Origin of the sequence: Pseudomonas sp. SED1 (genome assembly GCF_034044025.1) — a bacterium.
Taxonomy (GTDB): domain Bacteria; phylum Pseudomonadota; class Gammaproteobacteria; order Pseudomonadales; family Pseudomonadaceae; genus Aquipseudomonas.
In genome coordinates this window covers 1-22,012 of the sequence record NZ_JAXCIS010000058.1, presented here as the reverse complement: position 1 = coordinate 22,012, position 22,012 = coordinate 1, and the positions used below count along the sequence as shown (strand labels likewise).

Below are 22,012 nucleotides of genomic sequence, written 5' to 3'. Positions count from 1 at the left end.
TTTTGAAGTGGACAACGCCCCCATGGCAGTACAGGTATGAGTGAACTGGACCGTTATCTGAATGCGGCCACCCGCGATAACACCCGCCGCAGCTATCGCGCGGCGATCGAGCATTTCGAGGTGAGTTGGGGTGGTTTCCTGCCAGCGACCAGCGACAGCGTGGCGCGCTACCTGGTGGCCCATGCGGGCGTGTTGTCGGTCAACACGTTGAAGCTGCGCTTGTCGGCATTGGCCCAGTGGCATACCAGCCAGGGTTTTCCCGATCCAACCAAGGCGCCGGTGGTGCGCAAAGTCCTGAAAGGGATTCGCGCCGTGCACCCGGCTCAGGAAAAGCAGGCCGAGCCATTGCAGCTCCAGCACCTGGAGCAGGTGATTCAGTTTCTCGAACAGGAAGGCCGCGACGCCCGAAGCGCAGAAGACCATCCCCGCTGGCTGCGTGCCAAACGTGACGCCACATTGATCCTGCTGGGTTTCTGGCGCGGGTTTCGTAGTGATGAGCTGTGCCGGCTGAATATCGAGCACGTGCAAGCAGCACCCGGCTCGGGCATTACCCTGTATTTGCCGCGCAGTAAAAGCGATCGGGAAAACCTTGGCCGCACTTACCAGACGCCGGCGTTATTGCGCCTGTGCCCGGTGCAGGCCTACAGCGAGTGGCTCAGTGCTTCGGCGCTGGTGCGCGGCCCGGTATTTCGCGGCATAGACCGCTGGGGCAACCTGGGCGAGGAGGGCTTGCACCCCAACAGCGTGATCCCGCTATTGCGCCAGGCCCTGGAGCGCGCTGGCATTGCAGCGGATCAATACACCAGCCACTCACTGCGCCGGGGCTTTGCCACCTGGGCCCATCGCAGTGGCTGGGACTTGAAGTCGTTGATGACTTACGTCGGCTGGAAAGACATGAAATCTGCCATGCGCTATGTTGAAGCGACGCCCTTTCTAGGCATGACCCGCGCATCCCTCGAGTGATTGAAGGTTTCTTCTATTAATACCGTCCCTTGATAGTGAAAACCAATCGTCAGCATCAGGTTTGCCAATGAGCCATCGGCCGGGAGAGTGGGTAGGATTCACCCCATCAACTTACTAAGCCCTTCTACAAACCTGACGGAGAGTCAACGATGCCTATCATCAACAGCCAAGTAAAACCGTTCAAAGCTACCGCCTACAAAAACGGCAACTTCGTAGACGTGACTGATGCTGACCTGAAAGGCAAATGGTCTGTCGTCTTCTTCTACCCAGCCGACTTCACCTTCGTCTGCCCAACCGAACTGGAAGACCTGGCTGACAACTACGCCGAATTCCAGAAACTGGGCGTCGAAATCTACAGCGTTTCTACCGACACCCACTTTGCCCACGCTGCCTGGCACAACACTTCGCCAGCCATCGGCAAAATCCAGTACACCATGATCGGCGACCCGACCCTGACCATCTCCCGCAACTTCGACGTACTGATCGAAGAAGCTGGCCTGGCAGACCGCGGCACCTTCGTGATCAACCCGGAAGGCCAGATCAAAATCGTTGAACTGAACGATGGCGGCGTTGGCCGTGACGCTTCCGAGTTGCTGCGCAAAATCAAGGCTGCTCAGTACGTTGCTGCTCACCCAGGTGAAGTGTGCCCAGCCAAGTGGAAAGAAGGCGAGGCCACTCTGGCTCCGTCCCTGGACCTGGTCGGCAAGATCTAAGCCTGTGAAGTACCAAGGGCGGGTTACCGCACTTAAGTAAGCTGCATCCGCCCTCAAAACGCCCGGGCGAGTTTCGCTCGGGCGTTTTTTTGTCTGCAATAAACCGAATTAATAGGAAATCGCCCGTATGTTGGACGCCAATCTTAAAGCTCAGTTGAAGTCATACCTGGAACGGGTCACCCAGCCGATCGAGATCGTCGCCTCCCTCGACGACGGTGCGAAATCCCAGGAAATGCTCGCCTTGTTGCAGGACGTAGCCAGCCTTTCCACGCTGATTACCCTGCAAAGCGATGGCAACGACGCGCGCAAGCCTTCGTTCTCCATCAACCGCCCGGGTGCCGATATCAGCCTGCGTTTCGCCGGCATCCCAATGGGCCATGAATTCACTTCGCTGGTGCTGGCGCTGCTGCAAGTCGGCGGCCACCCATCGAAGGCCAGTGTCGAAGTGATTGAACAGATTTGCGCCCTTAAAGGCGAGTTCAGCTTCGAGACTTACTTCTCGCTGTCGTGCCAGAACTGCCCGGACGTGGTCCAGGCGCTGAACCTGATGGCGGTACTGAACCCGAACATCCGCCACGTCGCCATCGACGGTGCGTTGTTCCAGGCCGAAGTCGATGATCGTCAGATCATGGCCGTGCCGAGTGTTTACCTGAACGGTGTGAACTTCGGCCAGGGCCGCATGGGCCTGGAAGAGATCCTCGCCAAGCTCGACACCAGCGGCATCGAGAAACAAGCCGAGAAGATCAGCGCCAAAGAAGCCTTTGACGTGCTGGTCGTCGGCGGTGGCCCAGCCGGCGCAGCTGCGGCGATCTACGCTGCCCGTAAAGGCATTCGTACCGGCGTGGCTGCTGAGCGTTTTGGTGGCCAGGTACTGGACACCATGGCGATCGAGAACTTTATCTCGGTGCAGGAAACCGAAGGGCCGAAACTGGCCAGCGCCCTGGAAGAACACGTCAAGCAATACGACGTGGACATCATGAACCTGCAGCGTGCCAGCGCGCTGATCCCGGCGAAGAACGCGGGTGAGCTGCACGAAATCCGTTTCGAAAGCGGTGCGACCCTCAAGTCCAAGACGGTGATCCTGGCGACTGGCGCCCGCTGGCGTGAAATGGGTGTGCCGGGTGAACAGGAATACAAGGCCAAAGGCGTGTGCTTCTGCCCGCACTGCGACGGTCCGTTGTTCAAGGGCAAGCGCGTGGCGGTGATCGGCGGCGGTAACTCCGGCGTTGAAGCGGCCATCGACCTGGCTGGTATTGTCAGCCACGTGACCTTGCTGGAATTCGACAGCAAACTGCGCGCCGATGCGGTATTGCAGCGCAAGCTGTACAGCCTGCCCAACGTTGACGTGATCACCAGTGCGCTCACCAGCGAAGTCAAAGGTGACGGTCAGAAGGTTACCGGCCTGGCTTACAAGGACCGTGACAGTGGCGAGTTCAAGACCGTTGACCTGGAAGGTATCTTTGTCCAGATCGGCTTGCTGCCTAACACCGACTGGCTCAAAGGCACTGTCGAGTTGTCGCCCCGTGGCGAGATCATTGTCGATGCCCGTGGCGAGACTTCACTGCCAGGTATCTTCGCAGCTGGCGACGTCACCACCGTGCCATACAAGCAGATCGTGATCGCCGTGGGCGAGGGCGCCAAGGCTTCCCTGAGTGCTTTCGATCACCTGATCCGCAGCTAAGCTGCCGGCTCTGAAACGAAAAACCCCATGAGTGATCATGGGGTTTTTTTATTACAGCGGCGTTGGCTGAATGATTTCAACCCAGTACGCATCCGGGTCTTTCACAAAGGCCAGGCTTTTCATGCGGCCATCACTCAAACGCTTCTGGAAGTCGCAGCCCAGCTCTTCAAAGCGCGCGCAGGCAGCCACAATATCCGGTACCGAGATGCAGATATGGCCAAAGCCACGCGGGTCGGTGTTGCCATTGTGATAGGCAAAGTCCGGGTCGTTTTCGGTGCCGTGGTTGTGGGTCAGTTCGAGGATGCCCGGAATCGACTTCATCCACTGGGTGCGTGCGGCAGCGTCGGCCGGGATCTGGGTCTTGTCCACCAGGGCCAGGAAGTACAGGCTGAATTCGGCTTCCGGGAAGTCACGTTTTTCAACCAGGGAAAAACCCAGTACGCGGGTGTAGAAATCCAGCGACTTGGTGATGTCCTTGACCCGCAACATGGTGTGGTTGAACACGAAGTTCGTGGTGGCGGTGTCAGGTTGGGCGGTTACGCCCGGGAATGTGTTCAGTTCGTGCAGGCTCATGGGCCCTCCAGAGAAGAATGGGGCAAACGTAGCTCTAGTTCGAGCGATCCCTTGGCTTGCGGCTGGCATCCGTGCAGCCGGCCCATGATACGCAGCCCTGCCGGTTGCGCCAAATGAAAAAGGTCACGCAGCCCTTGCGAGCAGCGGGTGCAGAGGCCCAAACTTTGTCGCTTGAACCTTGAGTGTTTTTTGCAATGATCGGATTACGCGCACCGCTGTTAATGACCCTGGGCCTAGTGTTGGGCAGCAACGCCGTATGGGCGGCGGACCCGGAAATTCATTGGCCCAGCGGCTGGCAAGTGGAGGAGGTAGTGCCCGACGATCAGGCGGCGGCGCAGCCGTCGGCAGTGTCCCGCCAGCGTGCAATCAAGAATGATGAAAATGGCGCGACCTTGATGGTCATGGAGTTGACGGGTACTCCGATTGAAGCGGGGCATACGGTCAATTTGCAAGGTGTGTTGCTGGAAATGCGTAAATCCATCCAGAAAGACTTTGCCCAAGGCGGTTATCAAAGTGTGTGCACCAAGATGCACCCCACAACATTGAGTCGGCTTGAGGCTTTGGAAACTACCTGTGTAATCACCGAGAACGGTCGGCATGTGCTGTCGCAAACGTTGGTGGGGGCGGTCGATACCGATAAGGCCTATGTTTTTTCATTCGCAGGCCAGGCCGCAGCTTACGAGTCAAGCAAGGATGAAGTCAGTTCGGTGCGCGACAGCCTTAAACTTTGAGTGCTCTAGGCCAGGTCGGGATTATTCGAATTGAACAAAGTGAAATGTTTTTTAAAGTTCGTTTTTGAAAGTGCCAGCGTCTGATTTTGTTTCAATATCGATGGTTGTAAACGAAGAAGCCCTGCATGTGCAGGGCTTGTCTTAGTGCGTTTGTACTAGCTGCAAAGCATTAGCCACGAAGCCAGGAATCTACAGTGGCCGCGCCGTATTGTTCTTTCCATGCCTTCAGGCCGCGGTGGTTCCCGCCCTTGGTTTCGATCAGTTCGCCAGTGTGCGGGTTGTGGTAAACCTTAACCACACGTGCACGGCGCTGTTTTGGTGCGGTGGCGACGGAAGCGCCGGACTTGCCCGCGTTAGGATCCAGGATGGAGATGATGTCGCGCAGGCTTTTGCCGTAGGTTTTCATCAGCCCTTGCAGCTTTTCTTCGAATTCGATTTCTTTCTTCAAGCCAGCGTCGTTCTTCAGGGATTCCAGCTGGGCAAGCTGTTCTTGAAGGGCTTTTTCTGCTGCGCGAAATTCGGCGAGTCTGGACAAAATCTATACTCCAATAGTGTATTTGGCTGATATCTACTGCAAACAAAGCGATAAGCCAAGAGCCTTAAGGCAACTCAACGAAAGTGGCCTTCCTGCCAATTCTGCACAGGCAGGAAAAATTGTAGTAGTTAATCAGCCTTGAGTAAATCATGTCTTTTGTATAAATAACAATATTTCCGTTGAACTGGATGGCTATTCAATGGCTGTTCAGGAATCTAATGAATTCAGCACAAGGTACAGGCTTGCCAAAGAGGTAGCCCTGCAAGAAATCAACACCTTGGGCGGCAAGATATTCACATTGTTCTGGTGTTTCGACGCCTTCGGCAACCATGCCCAGGTCGAGCTTGGCGGACAATTCAATGATGCTGTCGAGTATATGCCGCGAGAGTGCATCAACACCGATCATCGCGACGAAGCTCTGATCTATTTTCAAGTAATCGACATTGAAGTTGCGCAAATAACCCAGGCTCGAGTGGCCGGTGCCGAAGTCGTCGATCGCAATCATTACCCCCATTTCGTGCAGCGCCTGGAACAGCTGGTGGGTGATATCCGTGGGTTCGATCAACTCGCGCTCGGTCAATTCCAGTACCAGAATCACCTTGCCTGGCGGGAAGGCGCCGAGGAATTCCCGGCAGTCCTCCACCAGTTTCAGGTCGTGACAATGGCGGGCGGTGATGTTGATCCCGACGTGAAACCCCTCAGCGAGTTGCTCTGCGTGGGGCGCCAGCTGCGCAGCCGTCTGACGCATCAAGGCGCGAGTCATTGGCACGATCAGGCCCGAATGCTCGGCCAGGGGAATAAACAGGTCCGGGCGCACCAGGCCTTCCTTGGGGTGATTCCAGCGCATCAGCACTTCACAGCCGGCCCACTGGCGAATGTCGCCGCCGCGCACCACCGGCTGGTAATAGGGCACGAATTCATTGGCACCCAGGGCACGTTGCAGCTCAAGGGTCGGTGCCGATGAGCGCTTTTGCAGCCAGTGGGCGAGGATGCCTGCCAATACGCCGAAAAACACTACAAGAACGAACAGTGCAGGATACCGCGCCTGCATGTAGCGCCAGGTTTCGCCCTCCGGCATCCCGGCTTCCACGCTGTAGGTATACCGCTTGGAGTCGAGATGATGGTGCGCGAGGGCAAATGTCGGCAATGCTGTGCTGTGGACCTTGCCATCCGACGCCAGCCAGTTGGGCCCCACCTGCAACACCAGGTCGGTATATCGGCTGATCAGGCGCAAGGCGTTGGTCAAGTGATAGCCATCAACGGAGGCAAAGGCACCCCGGTCGCCCTCGGTGAGGCGATACACCAGCAAGGCCGTGTCGGGTGTGACCGGATTGCCTTTCATCAGCCAGAGGCGGCCGTCGACGTAGTCCTCCGGGTTGACCGGCGACAGATAATTGCCGCCGAACAACGAGCTGCAATAGATGTTTCTCTGCCAGGACAAGGTCGTGGCGCGCACAAAAGGCCGGCGGGTGACTTGTTCCCGTAGCGCCAATTGTGTCGGGTTATCACATTCATGCCCGGCCAGGGGCAGCAGGGCCTGGGCGGCGAGGGCGGTGTTGTCGAGCATCAGGTCAAACTGGCGCACGGCTTCCTGAGCGGTTTGCGCGGTGCTGTGCTCCAGCGTGCGCCCGGCTTGCCAGTACAGGATCAGCACACCCAGCAGAATCGGCAGCGCGCCACTCAACAGGGTGATCAGGTGGCGAGTGGTGGCTTTTCGTGGGCCTTTGACGGTCAGTGGCATTTGCGCGGCCTGTAGCGGGAAGGGGCAATAAGACGCTCAAATGCGGTCGGGACGTCCAACAAAGCGTTTTGGTATTGGCCATGATAGATGGCGGCACGCGACCCTGCATGCTCAATCAAGCTGCAAGCGTGTGGCCAGTTCAATAAACGCCAGGGTCGCCGGCGAGGATTGCCGTCGATCCAGAACCGCCAGCCCCACCTGGCGTTTCACGGCTGGTTTGAGCGGTTTGATCAGGTAGTCCGGCTCGGTGGATTCAGGCAGTGACGACTCGGCGACAATGGTCACGCCGTCACCCCGGCGCACGGTGTCCAGGGTACTGAGCAGTTGTGAGCAGCGGTAACGCACATCCGGCTGCAGCCCGGCGCCGACGAACAGCCTTGAGACCAGTTCGGACGAACCCGCCTGGGTCAGGATAAAGGGCTCGCCGCACAGCGCCTTGAGGCTGACGCTCGATTGCGCGCCCAGGTGATGTCCCGCTGGCAACAGTGCGACCAACTGATCCTCGATCAACGGGAGCGTATCGAAGCGCTCTTCAGGCAGCACCACAAACCCCACGTCGACGCGCCGTTCTTCCAGCCACTGCATCACCTGCCGATCCGGGCCTTCGTCGACGTGCACCTCAATGCCCGGATGCAACTCGCGAAAGCGTTGCAAAATCTTCGGCAACAGACGAATCGATGAAGTCGGCCCAAACGAACCAATGCGCAGCGTGCCGCGTTTCATCCCGCGGGCATCGGCGGCTTCCTGTTGCAGGGTGTTGGCCAGGCCGAGCATGGCCCGGGCGCGCAGCAACAACTGTTGGCCGATATCACTGAGTTCCACCTGGGACTGATGGCGGCGGATCAACTCCACCCCCAATTCCTGCTCCAGAGATTTGATCGCATGGGACACCGCTGACTGGCTGATGCCCAGGCGATTGGCGGCAGTGGTGAAACCTTGCAACTCGGCCACCAGGGAGAAGATTTCCAGTTGGGTAAGGGTCATGAGCATTTACTCATTTTACGATGACAAGGGATTAGCCAAACAATAAGCCAATCCTGTGTTTTTTGAGTAGAAATCTGATGACCCCAACCTCTGACCGTCTCACGTATTTGAAATTGGCGGCCGTGACCATGATTTGGGGCGGCACCTTTGTGGCCGGCCGCTATCTGGCTGCAGGCCTGGACCCGTTGTTGGCGGCGACTCTGCGCTTTGTGCTGGCAAGCCTGGCGCTGCTGGTGTTCATGGCTGTGGCGCGCCTTCGCCTGGTGCGCCCGACCTCCGCGCAACTGGGACAATTGACCGTGCTCGGGTTCTTCGGGATTTTCTTCTACAACCTGTGCTTTTTCTACGGCCTGCATTACATCAATGCGTCCCGGGCGTCGTTGATCGTCGCACTGAATCCGGCAGTGATTGGCCTGGCCTCGTGGCTGCTGTTCAAGGAGCGGCTGGGGTCGCTGAAGCTGCTGGGAATCGCCTTGTGCCTGAGCGGCGCCGGGCTGGTGATCGTCAGTCGCAACCCGCAGTTGCTACAGGGCACGGCAGATGCGTGGGTCGGTGACCTGCTGATCTTTGGCTGTGTGGTGGGGTGGGGCGTGTACTCGTTGTTTTCCCGCGGCCTCAACCAAAGCCTTGGGCCTTTGCAAACCGTGACTTGGTCGATCCTGTTGGGCACGCTGATGCTGACGATCACCACGCTGGTGACCGGACGATTGACGGTCGCCGCAGTGAGCAGCATTGATCTGCCGCAACTGCTGAGCTTGTTGTACCTCGGCGTGCTGGGTTCGGCGCTGGCCTACATCGGCTACTACGATGGCCTGCGCCGCATCGGCGCCACCCGGGCGGGCGTGTTCATCGCGCTCAATCCGCTGACCGCGGTGATTTGCGGTGCAATGCTGCTCGGCGAGCAACTGACCGTGCCGATGCTGCTGGGCGGGGCAGTGATCCTGCTGGGCATCTACCTGTGCAACAAACCCCTTGCGCGGGCCAGGGCAATGGGGATTTGATAAGAGTACGGACAAACGCGGTTACGCTGTGTAGAATCGATTTACGCATACAAGAATAAGGACTTGCGCTAACGCAAGCCTCGCCCGTAAGAGACTGATGCAACCATGAAGCTACTCGGGTCCCCCCTCATCTTTGGTGACTTCCTCGCCCGCAGCGTGCGGGGTATCTCCTGTGCGCCACCTGCTGACCTCATCCTTGCTCGCAAATAAACATTTGTAATTACAAGAATGATGAGGCACCGAAAATGGCAGACCTATACGAAAACCCAATGGGCCTGATGGGCTTTGAATTCATCGAATTCGCATCGCCAACCCCGGGCACCCTGGAGCCGATCTTCGAGATCATGGGCTTCACCAAAGTCGCGACCCACCGTTCCAAGAACGTGGACCTGTTCCGTCAGGGCGAGATCAACCTGATCCTTAACAACGAACCCAACAGCATCGCCTCCTACTTTGCGGCCGAACACGGCCCGTCGGTGTGCGGCATGGCGTTTCGCGTGAAAGACTCGCAACAGGCCTACAACCGGGCACTGGAACTGGGCGCCCAGCCGATCCATATCGAAACCGGCCCGATGGAGCTGAACCTGCCGGCGATCAAGGGCATTGGCGGCGCGCCGCTGTACCTGATCGACCGCTTCGGCGAAGGCAGTTCGATCTATGACATCGACTTTGTGTACCTCGAAGGCGTTGAGCGCAACCCGGTGGGCGCCGGCCTCAAAGTCATCGACCACCTGACCCACAACGTGTATCGCGGTCGCATGGCCTACTGGGCGAATTTCTACGAGAAGCTGTTCAACTTCCGTGAAGCGCGCTACTTCGACATCAAGGGCGAGTACACCGGCCTGACCTCCAAGGCCATGAGCGCCCCGGACGGCATGATCCGCATCCCGCTGAACGAAGAGTCGTCCAAGGGCGCCGGGCAGATCGAAGAGTTCCTGATGCAGTTCAACGGCGAGGGCATCCAGCACGTAGCCTTCCTCACCGATGACCTGGTCAAGACCTGGGACGCGTTGAAGAAGATCGGTATGCGCTTCATGACCGCGCCGCCAGACACCTACTACGAAATGCTCGAAGGCCGCCTGCCAAACCACGGCGAGCCTGTGGACCAGTTGCAAGCACGGGGCATCCTGCTGGACGGTTCGTCGGTGGCGGGGGACAAGCGCCTGCTGCTGCAGATCTTCTCGGAAACCCTGATGGGCCCGGTGTTCTTCGAATTCATCCAGCGCAAGGGTGATGACGGTTTCGGCGAAGGTAACTTCAAGGCCCTGTTCGAATCTATCGAGCGCGACCAGGTGCGTCGTGGTGTGCTCACCACTGACTGATCGTTGATGTAAAAAAGCCCGGTCGTGGGTATCCGCGACCGGGTTTTTTTTGCCTGGAATCAGGCCCTGCGCTGGCGAACCAGGTGCTTGAAACCTTCGTATACCAGCACCATCACCGCCAGCCAGATCGGCAGATAGGTCAGCCATTCCCCCGCCTTGATGCTTTCTCCCAGCAACAAGGCGACCCCGAGCAACAGCACCGGCTCCACATAGCTGAGCAGCCCGAACAGGCTGAACGCCAACAAGCGGCTGGCAATGATGTAGCACACCAGCGCCGAGGCACTGATCACGCCCAGCATCGGGATCAAGGCATACAAGCCCTTGTGCGCATCGAGCACGGCAAACCCCTGTTCGCCGCTTTGCACGAACCACAACGCCACCGGCAACATCAGCGCCATGTCGAGCCACAGCCCGCCCAGGTGGTCGGTCTTCAGGCGTTTGCGCACGATGAAGTAGATCGGGTAACCGATGATCACCACTAACGTGGCCCAAGAGAAACCACCTACCTGATACAACTCATTCAGCACGCCGAGGCCGGCAAAAAACACTGCGATCTTTTGCAGGCGTGACAATTGATCGCCGTACACCAGGCGCCCGGTCAGCACCATCGTCAATGGCAGCAGGAAATACCCCAGCGAAACATCCAGGCTGCGCCCATTGAGCGGTGCCCACATGAACAGCCACAACTGCACCCCGAGTAAGGCTGAAGACACCAGCAGCCCGAAGATCAACCCAGGTTTGGCCGCCACCCGCCGAACCAGTTCCCACACCCGCCGCCACTCGCCGCTGACGATCATGAACACGGTCATGCAAGGCGCTGTCAGCAACATCCGCCAGCCGAAAATCTCCAGGCCGCTCAAGGGCGTCAGCAGCGACGTGAAGTAATACATCACGGCAAACAACACCGAGGCCAAGACCGATAACACAACACCTTTAGACACGCTGTCCTCGCGAAAACCGATTCATACAAAAGAAGGGAGATTTCAGGGAGGGAATATAGTGCTTTTAGGGTGAGATGTTTGCTCTGTTTCGTGGCGAGGGGGCTTGTCCCCCGTTGGGCTGCGAAGCTGCCCCAGAAAAGCGGGAGCGCTGCGCACTCCAACGGGGGGCAAGCCCCCTCACCACAAGTCAGGTGTATGCCGCTCGGCTATCGGGCAATGCGTCCCGAGACAAAGTGGCTTACGTCATTAAACCCTGGCGTCGAGGCATGGCCCGGGGTAACCAGCGAATCAATGAATGCCTCATCTTCTGCCGTGATCTTCACCTCCAGCGCGCCGGTGTAGGCATCCCACTGCGCCTCGGTGCGCGGCCCGACAATCGCCGAGCTGACCGCCGAGTTGTTCAGCACCCAGGCAATCGCAAACTCGACAATCCCCACGCCACGGCCCTGGGTGTATTGCTGGATCTGCTGGGCGATGCGCAGGGATTCAACGCGCCATTCGGTTTCCAGGATGCGCTTGTCCTGGCGCCCGGCGCGGCTGCCGGCTTCAGGCGTTACGTCCGGCGCATATTTGCCGCTGAGCACGCCACGGGCCAGCGGGCTGTAGGGCACCACGCCCAAGCCATAGGCGGCGGCCGCGGTGATCTGCTCCGCCTCGGCCTGGCGGTTGACGATGTTGTACAGCGGTTGGCTGATGATCGGCTTGTCGACCCCCAGGCGCTCGGCCACGCGGATCACTTCAGCGATACGCCAGCCGCGGTAGTTGGACAGGCCCCAATGGCGGATCTTGCCCTCGCGGATCAAATCGCCAATCGCCGACACCGTGACTTCCAGCGGCGTATTGTGGTCTTCACGGTGCAGGTAATAGATGTCCAGGTAATCGGTGTCGAGGCGCGTCAGGCTGGCTTCCAGGGCATTGAAAATCCGCTTGCGGCTCAGCCCGCTGCGGTTCGGCAGGCCATCCACCGGGCCGATGCCGACCTTCGAGGCCAACACCCAATCCTGACGTTGGCGGGCGATGGCTTCACCGACGATTTCTTCGGAGCGCCCGCCGGTGTAGACGTCGGCGGTGTCGATAAAGTTGATGCCTTGATCCCAGGCCTTGTCGATGATGCGCAGCGAGTCCTCGGTGTTGGTCTGCTCGCCAAACATCATGCTGCCCAGGGTCAGTGCGCTGACCTTCAACCCGGACTGGCCCAGTGTGCGGTAAATCATCGTGAACACCTCATAAGGGGGAGACAGTCCCTATCCAATACCAGACAGCAAGGCTCTGGAACAAGCCCTGGGACGGTTATTGCGGTAATAGTTCGGCGCAACGCAGTTGCAGGAAGCGGTGCAGTACCTTGACCCGTTCCGACACTTGCAGCCGATGCGGGCACATCAGGTTGAACGGCGTCGGCTCGCCTTGCCAATCGGTGAGCAACGGCACCAGGCGCCCGGCCTTGATGTCGCGGGCTATATCCAGTCGCGCTTTATAAGCAATGCCATGGCCGGCCAATGCCCAGCGCCGGACAATCTCGCCGTCATCGCTCAGGTAGTCGCCGCTGACCTCGACTTCCTGCAGCAGCTCGCCTTGGCGAAAGTACCAGGTGTTGTTCGCGCGACCCTGGCGCATGTAGCGCAGCGTGCTGTGTTGCGCCAGATCCTGGGGGATGCGTGGGGTACCGTGGCGCGCGAGGTAGTCGGGGCTGGCGCAGGCCACGCGCTGGTGATCGGGCACCACCGGCAGCGCCACCAGACTGGAGTCCCGTGGTACGCCGAAGCGCAGGGCGATGTCGACGGTTTCGCGGAACAGGTCGGCATTGCTGTCGTTGAGCAGTAATTGGAGGCGAACGTTCGGGTGTTCGAGCTTGAACTCATCCAGCCAGCCCAGCAGCACATTGCGCCCGAAGTCCGAGGGCGCGGCCAATTGCAGCAAACCACTGAGGCTTTGGCCTTGTTGCTTGATTGCTTGTTCGCCCTCGGACAAAGCCTCGAGGGCGACGCGAACGCTGTCGAGGTAGCGCCGGCCTTCCTCGGTCAAGCGCATGCTGCGGGTGGAGCGCGCCAGCAGCCGCATGCCCAGGCGGGTTTCCAGGCGCTTGAGGGCAATACTGGCTGCAGCTGGGGTCAGGCTCAAGCTGCGGGCGGCCGCCGACAAGCTGCCGGTGTCGGCGGTGCGCACAAACACTTCAAGGTCGAGGATTGAGCTCATCTGTAAAAATCCTTTAAAGATCTTGTCGTTTTACCGGGATTTTTCAGCGATTGCCAAGCTGGGAAGATGAAACCTCATTTCTCAATCAGGTAGTTCTTCATGACTTCTCCCCTCAGCGGCAAAACCATCATCGTCATCGGCGGTAGCAGCGGCATTGGTGCGGCCGTGGCCAAGCAGGCTGTGGCACGCGGAGCCCACGTGGTGCTGGCGGGGCGGCGCTTGTCTTCTACCGTGGAGAACGGTGTGCGCAGCGAGCAGGTAGACGTGACCGACGCGGCCTCGTTGCAGCGGTTGTTCGAAACCGTGGGGCCGTTTGATCATCTGGTCTACACCGCAGGCCCTGCGGTACAGGCCAAGACCTTGATCGAGACGGACCTGAACCTGGCGCAAGACAACTTCAACGTGAAGCTCTGGGGTTCGCTGCGGGCGATCCAGTCGGCTCTGCCTTTTCTCGACGAGCGCGGCAGCATCACGCTGACCTCGGGTCAACTGGGGCGCAAAACCGTGGCAGGGCAATTCATCAAGACCGGGATCAACGCGGCCACTGAAGCGCTGGGCAAACAGTTGGCCAAGGAGCTGGCGCCACGTCGGGTGAATGTGGTCAGTCCAGGCGTGATCGACACCGAGGCGTATGCCGGGTTGTCCGAGGAGCAGCGGCTGGCGATGTTTGCCAAGGCGGGCGCGGCGTTGCCAGTCGGGCGAGTGGGGCAGGCCGAAGAAGTGGCTGCCGGGTATGTGCTGGCGATGGAGAACGGGTTTATCACCGCAAGCGTGATTGATGTCGACGGCGGTGGTTTGTTGTAAACAGACATCAGACTGTGGGAGCGAGCCAGCTCGCCCCCACACTGACGGTGTTACACCTTCAAGGTGCGCGTCATCCGCAACGCCAGCACGCTGCCCGCGACAATCACCGCCGCCAGCAAGTACAGCGCCAGGTCCGTAGACCCGGTGGCATCCTTCACAAACCCGACGATGTACGGGCTGAGGAAACCCGCCATTTGGCCCATGGAGTTGATCAACGCCAGGCCACCCGCCGCAGCACCTGCGCTGAGCATGGCGGTGGGCACCGGCCAGAACATCGGCAGGCCGGTGAGGGCGCCCATGGTGGCGATGGTCAGGCCGAGAATCGCAATCGCCGGCGTGGTCGCAAAGTTCACCGCAATCACCAGCCCGATCGCGCCCATCAGCATCGGCACCACCAGGTGCCAGCGACGCTCTTTGCGCAGGTCGGCAGAGCGGCCCACCAGCAACATGAACACCGCCGCCAGCAGGTACGGAATCGCACTGAGCCAGCCAATCACCAGGTTATCGCTGAAGCCCATGTTCTTGATGATCGACGGCAGCCAGAAGTTGATGGCGTACACACCGCTCTGGATGCAGAAGTAGATCAGGCCGAATGCCCAGATGGCCGGGTTCTTGAATACTTCCAGCAGCGAGTCGCTGGTGGTTTTCGGCTTGTTGGCCAGGTCGGTCGCCTGGTCGGCTTCCAGCACGGCACGCTCATGGGGCGTGAGCCACTTGGCGTTGGCGAAGCTGTCGCTGAGCAGGAAGTAGGCGAGGGCGCCGAGGATCACCGTCGGTACGCCTTGCAGCAGGAACATCCACTGCCATCCCGCAAGCCCGCCTTGGCCGGCGGCAAAGTGGTTGAGGATCCAGCCGGAGAACGGGCTGCCCAGCAGGCCGGACACCGGAATCGCCGACATGAACAGCGCCATGATCCGCCCACGGCGGAAGGTCGGGAACCACTGCGAGAGGTACAGCACCACGCCCGGGAAGAACCCGGCTTCAGCGGCGCCGGTCAGCAGGCGCAAGCCGTAGAAATGGGTCGGTGTGGTGACGAACAGCAGGCAGGTGGACAAGGTGCCCCAGACGATCATCATCAGCGCAATCCAGCGCCGTGGACCGAATTTGGTCAACGCCAGGTTGCTTGGCACGCCGCACAGCACGTAGCCGATAAAGAAGATCCCGGCACCAAGGCCGTACACGGTCTCGCTGAACTTCAAGGCGTCGAGCATTTGCAACTTGGCAAAGCCGACGTTGACGCGGTCGAGGTAGTTGAACAGGTAGCAGATGAAAATGAAGGGGATCAGGCGCAGGGTAATGCGCTTGTATACGGCGTTTTTATCGTCATCGGTGGCCTGGGTAACAGCGGCGCTCTGTGACATGGCAGTCTCTCTTTATTATGATTTTTCGCGATGCGAGGGTAACGTTGATCGCCCAATGAGTCTCGGCCACCTCAAGGGTTGATGTCTTTGTGCTCGCGCACAGTCAGGCACCATTTGCGCTGTGCCTATGAACAACCCACTTTCCAGGAATTTAGCCCCATGTTCGAGCTGGATCATGACTTGGCGCAGGATATCGTCAATCGCACCATGGCGATCCTGCCCTATAACGTCAATGTCATGGACAGCCAGGGCCTGATCCTGGGCAGCGGCGAACCCGAGCGCATCAACACTCGCCATGAAGGCGCACAGCTGGTGCTGGCGAATGTACGCGTGGTGGAGATCGACAGCCAGACCGCCAAGCACCTCAAGGGCGTGCAGCCCGGGATCAACCTGCCGCTGTTGCACGATCAGCGCCTGATCGGCGTATTGGGCATTACCGGCGAGCCGGAGCTGCTGCGCACCTATGCGCAACTGGTGCGCATGACCGCCGAAATGCTGGTCAGCCAGCGTCACCAGCAAGCCGAGCAGCAATGGCGCCGGCAGCGTTGCGATGACCTGCTGGCGCTGTTGCTGGCCGAGACCGGCGACTCGCCGCGGCTGGTGGATGAAGCGCAGCAACTGGGCCTCAAACCGCAGATGGCACGTACGCCGTACCTGTTTGAACTGGGCAGCGGCCAGTCGGCGGAAGCCTTGAGCGCCTGGCTGACCTCGCGCTACCCGGACAGTTGGTGCGTCAGCTCCGCACAGTTTTCCCTGCTGTGGTGCCGACCGGCGTCGGTGCAAGTCGACAACCCGCGCCTGCTGGAAAAACTCGACGGCCTGGGCTGGAACATCCTGCGGGTTGCCGTCGGCGGGCAAGCAGACGGCCTGCCCGGGCTGCGCCGTTGCTACCGGCGAGTCGGTGATCTGCTTGCCTATGGCCGCGATGTGCTGCCCGAATCGCGGCTGCTGACCCTCAATCGCTACCGCCTGCCGGTGATGCTCTGGCGCCACCGCAACGACGACGCCCTCGACGAACTGCTCAACCCGTTGCGCAAGGTGCTGGCCAAGGACAGTAACGGCCAGTTGCAGGCAACCCTGCGCAGTTGGTGCGATCACGACGGCCAAAGCCAGGCCTGCGCCGACGCCCTGGGCATCCACCGCAACAGCCTGCGCTATCGCATGGAGCGCATCGCCGAGCTGAGCGGCGTCGACCCGTTGACCCTCGACGGCATGCTCGCGTTGTACCTGGGCGTGCAGCTACTGCCGCAGACTTTGTCCAAATGAACAACAAACCCCAGCCACTCTTGTGCAATGGACAGGCGTTATTGCCGGTGCCAACTGGCAGCATGGGCGTTATAAAAACCGGAGAAAGCCCATGAAAATCATCATCGCCCCCGACTCGTTCAAGGACAGCCTGAGTGCTGAAGGCGTGGCGAATGCCATTGCCGAGGGGTTGGCCAGCGTGTGGCCCGACGCCGAGCTGATCAAGTGCCCGATGGCTGACGGTGGTGAGGGCACGGTGGAGTCGGTACTCGCCGCCTGCCAGGGCGAGTTGCGCACCAACCGTGTGCAAGGGCCATTGGGTGACAGTGTCGACGCGCACTGGGGCTGGTTGGCCGAGAGCCACACCGCAATCATCGAAATGGCCGAGGCCAGCGGTCTGCAACTCGTGCCACCGGGTCAGCGAGATGCGTGTTCCAGCAGTACCTTCGGCACTGGCGAGCTGATCCGCGCCGCCCTGGATGCCGGCGCCCAACGCATCATCCTGGCCATTGGCGGCAGCGCCACCAACGATGGCGGCGCGGGGGCGATGCTGGCTCTCGGTGTGCAATTGCTTGATGCCGAAGAGGCAGCATTGCCCCTGGGCGGCCTGGCGCTGGCCAAGTTGTCGCGCATCAGCCTTGAGCAACTGGACCAACGCCTGAAAGAAGTGCGCTTCGAAATCGCCGCCGACGTGAACAACCCGCTGTGCGGTCCCCACGGTGCTTCGGCGATTTTCGGCCCGCAAAAAGGCGCCAATCCCCAGCAAGTCGAACAACTGGATGCCGCTCTTGGCCATTTCGCCGATCACTGCGCCAAGGTATTGCCCAACGATGTGCGCGACGAACCCGGCAGCGGCGCCGCCGGTGGCTTGGGGTTCGCCGCCAAGGCGTTCCTTGGCGCGCAGTTTCGTGCAGGTGTTGAAGTGGTCGCCGAGTTGGTAGGCCTCGAAAAAGCGGTGCGTGGCGCTGACCTTGTGATCACCGGCGAAGGCCGCTTCGACGCCCAGACCCTGCGGGGCAAAACCCCGTTTGGCGTCGCGCGGATCGCCAAACAGCACAACGTGCCGGTGATTGTGATCGCCGGCACGTTGGGTGAGGGCTATGAGCAGATGTACGCCCACGGTGTGGATGCCGCGTTCGCGTTGCCATCGGGACCAATGACCCTGGAACAGGCCTGCAGCGAGGCGCCTCGCCTGTTGCGCGAGCGCGCCTCGGACATTGCCCGGGTCTGGAGATTGGCCGCGCGACGGGATTGATAGAGACAACCGACTGCGCCGTGACAGGGCTGTCGATAATTACTATGATCGTTGCTTACTTTGAAGACTGGCCCCTCCGGCCGGACACGTTGGAAGCCGATCATGCAGATCAAGCGTTTTACTCTCGTCAATTTCCGTGGCATCGAGCACATCGAGCTTGATTTCGAGGGCAAGAAGACTGTCGCTTTGGTGGGCGTGAATGGGGTGGGTAAGTCTTCGATTTTGGATGCTTTGGCGATTACGTTGTCGAATTTGACGTCCCGGATTATTGATCAGGCCTCTAAATCCAGGGCGATATCTAGAGACGATATTAAAGTTGGAGCGGATTACACGCGTTTGCAGGTTATCGCCGAGCTTCCTGATCATGGCGACGTCGATTGGGCGATTGCCTTAAACCGGCGGTCAGGAAAACACCCTAAAGAGCAAAGCAGTGATCTGCTCAAGCTGAACAAGGCTGCGAGTTCCGTCGAGGCGAGCGCGTTCAACTATGAACTTATCGGGGGCATGGCAGTTGAGTTGCCTTTAGCCGTTTACTACGACGTCCATCGAGCCGTTTTAGATGTGCCCTTGCGTGTCCGTGAACGCTTGATCAATGCCATTGCAGAGGGGTATGACGATTCGCTGGGCCACGGGGGCGCCGATTTCAAGAGGTTCTTTATCTGGTTTCGCAATCAGGAAGACCTTGAAAACGAAAATAGCCGAGATATTCCAGGTTATCGCGACCCTGAGCTTTCTGCTGTCCGCAGAGCAATTGAAACATTCACCGGGTTCAAGGATGTCAGGGTTCGTCGCAAGCCTGCTCTAAGAATGACGGTTCTGAAAGGAAACCTTGAGTTCAATGTTTTGCAGCTTTCGGATGGTGAAAAGTGCCTTCTGGCGATGGTCGGAGATTTGGCTCGCAGGCTGACCTTGCTCAATCGCGAGGTTGCAGACCCTCTGAATGGGAAGGGTGTTGTCCTCATCGATGAGCTGGACTTACACCTCCACCCAGGCTGGCAGCGTACCGTTGTTGCCAAACTTGAAAAAACATTCCCTAACTGCCAGTTCATCATCACCACTCACTCCCCGCAAATACTGGGTGAGCTCCCGGCCAATGCAATCATGCTGCTCAAGGATGGCAAGTACATCGGGCATCCCGAGCGCTCGCTGGGGCTTCGAAGCGGTGAAGTTGTAGAGGAATTGATGGGCGGTTATGCGCAGAATCAGGAAGTCAGTCTGCAACTCAAGAAAATCCACCGCGACCTGGATGGTGATGAACTGGACGCCGCCGAGGCCAAACTCGAACAGCTGCGTAAAAAAGTCGGTGATATTCCTGACATCCTTGAAGTCCAGGCCAGCATCGATTCCCTGAGGTGGACTGAAGAGGGCGAGGCGTGAGGTCAATCAGAAAAGGCGCAGAACCACGCGAGTTGATTGACTGGCGAATTGCAAACAAAGACACCCCACAGAACCTGTTTTACGGGAAAGGCAGCAGCTTCCCCGGCGAGCCTGTTCGTAAAGCACTGGTGCTGGAGCAGTCCCACTTGTGTGCGTACACCCTGCGGCGTCTGAAAACTGCTGGCGAGTGCCAGGCGCAGGGGCAGCAGATGGTGTTCAGCTGTCATATCGAACACATCCTGCCGCAGGAAGCACACAAGGATAAAAGTATCGCCTACAGCAACATGCTGGCCTGTTTTCCGCCCAGCCAAACAGATACGGCCTGCGGGTACGGTGCAGTAGAGAAAAAGGCCTACGACCCGTATCAAAAGCCATTTGTTTCGCCTCTGCTTGCCAATGCAGAGCGCCATTTTCGGTTTTCCAGCGATGGGTCGGTCGAAGGGCTGACACCTGAAGGTATTGCCACTGTTGATGTGCTGAAACTTAACCATCCGACATTGGTAAATAGCCGCGCGGCGGTCATCAAAGGTAGCCTCAAGCCACGCGGCAACGACATATCTGCGGCGACGGCCAGGCGCCTCGCTGTCGAAGTCAGTACCCCTGACGCTCACCAATGCCTCCCTGAATATTGCCAAGCGCTGAAACAACAGGCCGAGCTACACGCCGAGCGTCTTGAGAAACGCGCCGCCCGAATGCGCGGGCAGCAACGACGCTAATCTATTTATCCAACCGTTGTTCCAAGGATGAAACACCATGCACACACCTGAACCCAAAATCGTTATCACGCGCTTCACCGAGGCCCACCTTGACGGCGTCGCTGCGCTCTACAACGACCCGGCTGTCTGCCGTCAGGTGCTGCAAATGCCTTTCCAGTCGGTCGAGGCCTGGCGCAAACGCCTGGTGCAGGACAACGAACGGCGGCTACAACTGGTGGCGGTGCATGCCGGTGAGGTGATCGGCCAGCTCGGGCTTGAACAGTATTTGCGTGTGCGCCAAAGCCACGTCGGTTCGTTTGGCATGGGCGTGGCCACCGCCTGGCAGGGCAAGGGCGTGGGCTCCCGGCTGCTGAGCGCGGCGCTGAAGGTGGCGGATAACTGGATGAACCTGCACCGGGTGGAACTGACGGTGTATGCCGACAACGAAGCCGCTCACCGCCTGTACCACAAGTTCGGCTTCGAGACCGAAGGCCGGCTGCGGGATTACGCCGTGCGTGACGGCGCATTCGTCGACACCCTGACCATGGCGCGCATTCGCCAGCCTGCCTAGTCGTCCTGCAAGGCAAACGCCACCGCAGCCTGCGCATGCAGCTCGGTGGTGTCCAGCAGTGGCAGGTCGCTGTGCTGCGGCTTGATCAACAGACTGATTTCCGTGCAGCCGAGGATGATGGCCTGGGCGCCACGCGCCGCCAGGGACTCGATCACCCGTTGGTACACTTCACGCGATGCGTCGCTGATCACCCCGACACACAACTCTTCATAGATGATCCGGTGCACGGCCTGACGCTCTTCCGCGTCCGGTACCAGCACGGTCAGCCCCTGTCCGGCCAGGCGTGACTTGAGAAATTCCTGCTCCATGGTAAATGCGGTGCCCAGCAGGCCCACGGTCAGGGTGCCGGCTTCCACGGCCGCCGCGCCGGCGGCGTCTGCAATATGCAGAAACGGTATCGACACCGCCGCCTCAATGCGCGGCGCCACCAGGTGCATGGTGTTGGTACACAGCACGATGCATTCGGCGCCACCGGCTTGCAGGCGGCGGGCGGCGTCTTCGAGGATCAGCGCCGCGTCATCCCAGCGCCCGGCGTGCTGGGCCCGCTCCACCGGGCCGAAGTCGACGCTGTACATCAACAGTTGTGCCGAACGCAGGGGCCCGAGCTGGTCGCGCACGGTTTGGTTGATGATGCGGTAATACTCGGCGCTGGACTCCCAGCTCATGCCGCCGATAAGGCCGATGGTGCGCATGCGATGCTCCTGAATTGGACGGGCGAGGGCACCACATTACCCAAGCGCTGCGCTTTAGTCATACGCCAGCGTGCGGCATCTGCCATGATCAAGGCTCGCAACATGGGTCACCCAAGGAACACGGCAATGGACGATGTACAACAACTGGGCGAGATGCTTCGTCATTACGCCGACAGCGAAGCCCACAAGAAGCAGCAGTTCGAAGTGCAGTCGGCCCATTGGGCGCAGAAGATCGGCGAGTTGTTCGGCCAGATCGAGCAGTGGCTGGAGCCGGTAAAGACTGTCGGCTTGCTGGAAGTGCAGCGCGAGGCGTACGTGGCTTCCGGCCCCAGCGTGCCGGTGGAGACTTCCACCTTCAAGACCGAGAAACTGACCATCCATATCGCCGGCAAACCGGTGGAGTTCGTGCCGGATGTGATGGGCGTTGGTGGTTTGATTTCGTTGTCGGTGATGGGCTTGACCGCTGCCCGCTACGGCAGCATTTCCCTGGTGTTGCTGCCGGGCAAAAACGACTGGTTGTGGAAGAAAACCAACGGCCTGAAAGACCCGGACACCTTTGGCTTCGATGCCAACTTCCTGGCGTTGCAGTTGCAGAGTCTGATTCCCCGCGAACGCGGCTAGTCGCTCAATGTGG

22 protein-coding genes are annotated in these 22,012 nt (G+C 59.5%); 13 read left to right on the top strand and 9 right to left on the bottom strand.

Annotation, left to right across the window (positions count from 1 at the left end; translation table 11 throughout):
- Window positions 1-36 precede the first annotated feature (36 nt).
- From SNL23_RS08400 to ahpF, 3 genes are all read left to right on the top strand, one after another.
- Window positions 37-963: a site-specific integrase gene (locus SNL23_RS08400; protein WP_318302004.1), complete on the top strand. Its 927-nt coding sequence runs from the start codon at window positions 37-39 to the stop codon at window positions 961-963.
- A gap of 149 nt (window positions 964-1,112) precedes the next feature.
- Window positions 1,113-1,676 carry an alkyl hydroperoxide reductase subunit C gene (gene ahpC / locus SNL23_RS08395; RefSeq protein ID WP_003173835.1) on the top strand — a complete coding sequence of 188 codons (564 nt, stop codon included), beginning with the start codon at window positions 1,113-1,115 and terminating at the stop codon, window positions 1,674-1,676.
- 127 nt (window positions 1,677-1,803) lie between these two features.
- Window positions 1,804-3,357 carry an alkyl hydroperoxide reductase subunit F gene (ahpF, locus tag SNL23_RS08390; protein WP_318302003.1) on the top strand — a complete coding sequence of 518 codons (1,554 nt, stop codon included), beginning with the start codon at window positions 1,804-1,806 and terminating at the stop codon, window positions 3,355-3,357.
- Window positions 3,358-3,408: 51 nt separating this feature from the next.
- On the opposite strand, the gene gloA is transcribed toward ahpF, so the two are convergent.
- Entirely contained in the window at window positions 3,409-3,930 is a 522-nt protein-coding gene (gene gloA, locus SNL23_RS08385; protein ID WP_318302002.1) for a lactoylglutathione lyase, read from the bottom strand.
- Window positions 3,931-4,124: 194 nt separating this feature from the next.
- Between gloA and SNL23_RS08380 the strand changes: the two genes are divergently transcribed.
- Window positions 4,125-4,661, top strand: a complete 537-nt coding sequence (locus SNL23_RS08380) for a DUF4946 domain-containing protein (protein WP_076016183.1) — start codon at window positions 4,125-4,127, stop codon at window positions 4,659-4,661.
- Between the two features lie 169 nt (window positions 4,662-4,830).
- On the opposite strand, the gene SNL23_RS08375 is transcribed toward SNL23_RS08380, so the two are convergent.
- From SNL23_RS08375 to SNL23_RS08365, 3 genes are all read right to left on the bottom strand, one after another.
- A complete protein-coding gene (locus tag SNL23_RS08375; RefSeq protein ID WP_076016182.1) occupies window positions 4,831-5,196 on the bottom strand; it encodes a histone-like nucleoid-structuring protein, MvaT/MvaU family in 366 nt (121 codons plus the stop codon).
- Window positions 5,197-5,392: 196 nt separating this feature from the next.
- The gene (locus SNL23_RS08370; RefSeq protein WP_076016181.1) at window positions 5,393-6,937 is read right to left on the bottom strand and encodes an EAL domain-containing protein; all 1,545 of its coding nucleotides are present in this window, start codon (window positions 6,935-6,937) and stop codon (window positions 5,393-5,395) included.
- A 111-nt stretch (window positions 6,938-7,048) separates the two neighbouring features.
- On the bottom strand, window positions 7,049-7,921 hold the full coding sequence (locus tag SNL23_RS08365) for a LysR family transcriptional regulator (protein ID WP_167664922.1): 873 nt from the start codon (window positions 7,919-7,921) through the stop codon (window positions 7,049-7,051).
- A gap of 77 nt (window positions 7,922-7,998) precedes the next feature.
- Between SNL23_RS08365 and SNL23_RS08360 the strand changes: the two genes are divergently transcribed.
- Complete coding sequence (locus SNL23_RS08360) at window positions 7,999-8,922, top strand: DMT family transporter (protein ID WP_318302001.1); 924 nt, start codon at window positions 7,999-8,001, stop codon at window positions 8,920-8,922.
- Window positions 8,923-9,167: 245 nt separating this feature from the next.
- Entirely contained in the window at window positions 9,168-10,244 is a 1,077-nt protein-coding gene (hppD, locus tag SNL23_RS08355) for a 4-hydroxyphenylpyruvate dioxygenase (protein WP_076016178.1), read from the top strand.
- Window positions 10,245-10,303: 59 nt separating this feature from the next.
- Here the strand turns inward: hppD and rarD are convergent, their stop codons facing one another.
- The 3 genes from rarD to SNL23_RS08340 all read right to left on the bottom strand — a co-directional run bounded on the left by rarD (window position 10,304) and on the right by SNL23_RS08340 (window position 13,378).
- A complete protein-coding gene (gene rarD / locus SNL23_RS08350; protein WP_318302000.1) occupies window positions 10,304-11,185 on the bottom strand; it encodes an EamA family transporter RarD in 882 nt (293 codons plus the stop codon).
- A gap of 206 nt (window positions 11,186-11,391) precedes the next feature.
- Window positions 11,392-12,399 carry an aldo/keto reductase gene (locus SNL23_RS08345; RefSeq protein ID WP_167664925.1) on the bottom strand — a complete coding sequence of 336 codons (1,008 nt, stop codon included), beginning with the start codon at window positions 12,397-12,399 and terminating at the stop codon, window positions 11,392-11,394.
- A 76-nt stretch (window positions 12,400-12,475) separates the two neighbouring features.
- Window positions 12,476-13,378 carry a LysR family transcriptional regulator gene (locus SNL23_RS08340; protein WP_318301999.1) on the bottom strand — a complete coding sequence of 301 codons (903 nt, stop codon included), beginning with the start codon at window positions 13,376-13,378 and terminating at the stop codon, window positions 12,476-12,478.
- A gap of 99 nt (window positions 13,379-13,477) precedes the next feature.
- Between SNL23_RS08340 and SNL23_RS08335 the strand changes: the two genes are divergently transcribed.
- Complete coding sequence (locus SNL23_RS08335; RefSeq protein WP_318301998.1) at window positions 13,478-14,182, top strand: SDR family oxidoreductase; 705 nt, start codon at window positions 13,478-13,480, stop codon at window positions 14,180-14,182.
- A 50-nt stretch (window positions 14,183-14,232) separates the two neighbouring features.
- On the opposite strand, the gene SNL23_RS08330 is transcribed toward SNL23_RS08335, so the two are convergent.
- Entirely contained in the window at window positions 14,233-15,543 is a 1,311-nt protein-coding gene (locus SNL23_RS08330) for an MFS transporter (protein ID WP_076016173.1), read from the bottom strand.
- A gap of 159 nt (window positions 15,544-15,702) precedes the next feature.
- On the opposite strand from SNL23_RS08330, the gene SNL23_RS08325 reads away from it, so the two are divergent.
- The 5 genes from SNL23_RS08325 to SNL23_RS08305 all read left to right on the top strand — a co-directional run bounded on the left by SNL23_RS08325 (window position 15,703) and on the right by SNL23_RS08305 (window position 20,686).
- Window positions 15,703-16,809 carry a sugar diacid recognition domain-containing protein gene (locus SNL23_RS08325; protein ID WP_318301997.1) on the top strand — a complete coding sequence of 369 codons (1,107 nt, stop codon included), beginning with the start codon at window positions 15,703-15,705 and terminating at the stop codon, window positions 16,807-16,809.
- 91 nt (window positions 16,810-16,900) lie between these two features.
- The gene (locus SNL23_RS08320; protein WP_167664927.1) at window positions 16,901-18,043 is read left to right on the top strand and encodes a glycerate kinase; all 1,143 of its coding nucleotides are present in this window, start codon (window positions 16,901-16,903) and stop codon (window positions 18,041-18,043) included.
- 102 nt (window positions 18,044-18,145) lie between these two features.
- Window positions 18,146-19,420: an AAA family ATPase gene (locus SNL23_RS08315; protein ID WP_167664928.1), complete on the top strand. Its 1,275-nt coding sequence runs from the start codon at window positions 18,146-18,148 to the stop codon at window positions 19,418-19,420.
- A complete protein-coding gene (locus SNL23_RS08310; RefSeq protein WP_167664929.1) occupies window positions 19,417-20,136 on the top strand; it encodes a hypothetical protein in 720 nt (239 codons plus the stop codon). The genes SNL23_RS08315 and SNL23_RS08310 overlap by 4 nt, the downstream gene beginning before the upstream one ends.
- Before the next feature lie 37 nt (window positions 20,137-20,173).
- Window positions 20,174-20,686 (top strand): GNAT family N-acetyltransferase, encoded by a 513-nt coding sequence (locus tag SNL23_RS08305; RefSeq protein WP_318301995.1) that lies wholly within the window; start codon window positions 20,174-20,176, stop codon window positions 20,684-20,686.
- On the opposite strand, the gene SNL23_RS08300 is transcribed toward SNL23_RS08305, so the two are convergent.
- Window positions 20,683-21,378 (bottom strand): aspartate/glutamate racemase family protein, encoded by a 696-nt coding sequence (locus SNL23_RS08300; RefSeq protein ID WP_318301994.1) that lies wholly within the window; start codon window positions 21,376-21,378, stop codon window positions 20,683-20,685. The genes SNL23_RS08305 and SNL23_RS08300 overlap by 4 nt on opposite strands.
- A 126-nt stretch (window positions 21,379-21,504) precedes the next feature.
- Between SNL23_RS08300 and SNL23_RS08295 the strand changes: the two genes are divergently transcribed.
- Window positions 21,505-21,999: a hypothetical protein gene (locus SNL23_RS08295; RefSeq protein WP_076016168.1), complete on the top strand. Its 495-nt coding sequence runs from the start codon at window positions 21,505-21,507 to the stop codon at window positions 21,997-21,999.
- Window positions 22,000-22,012: the final 13 nt, after the last annotated feature.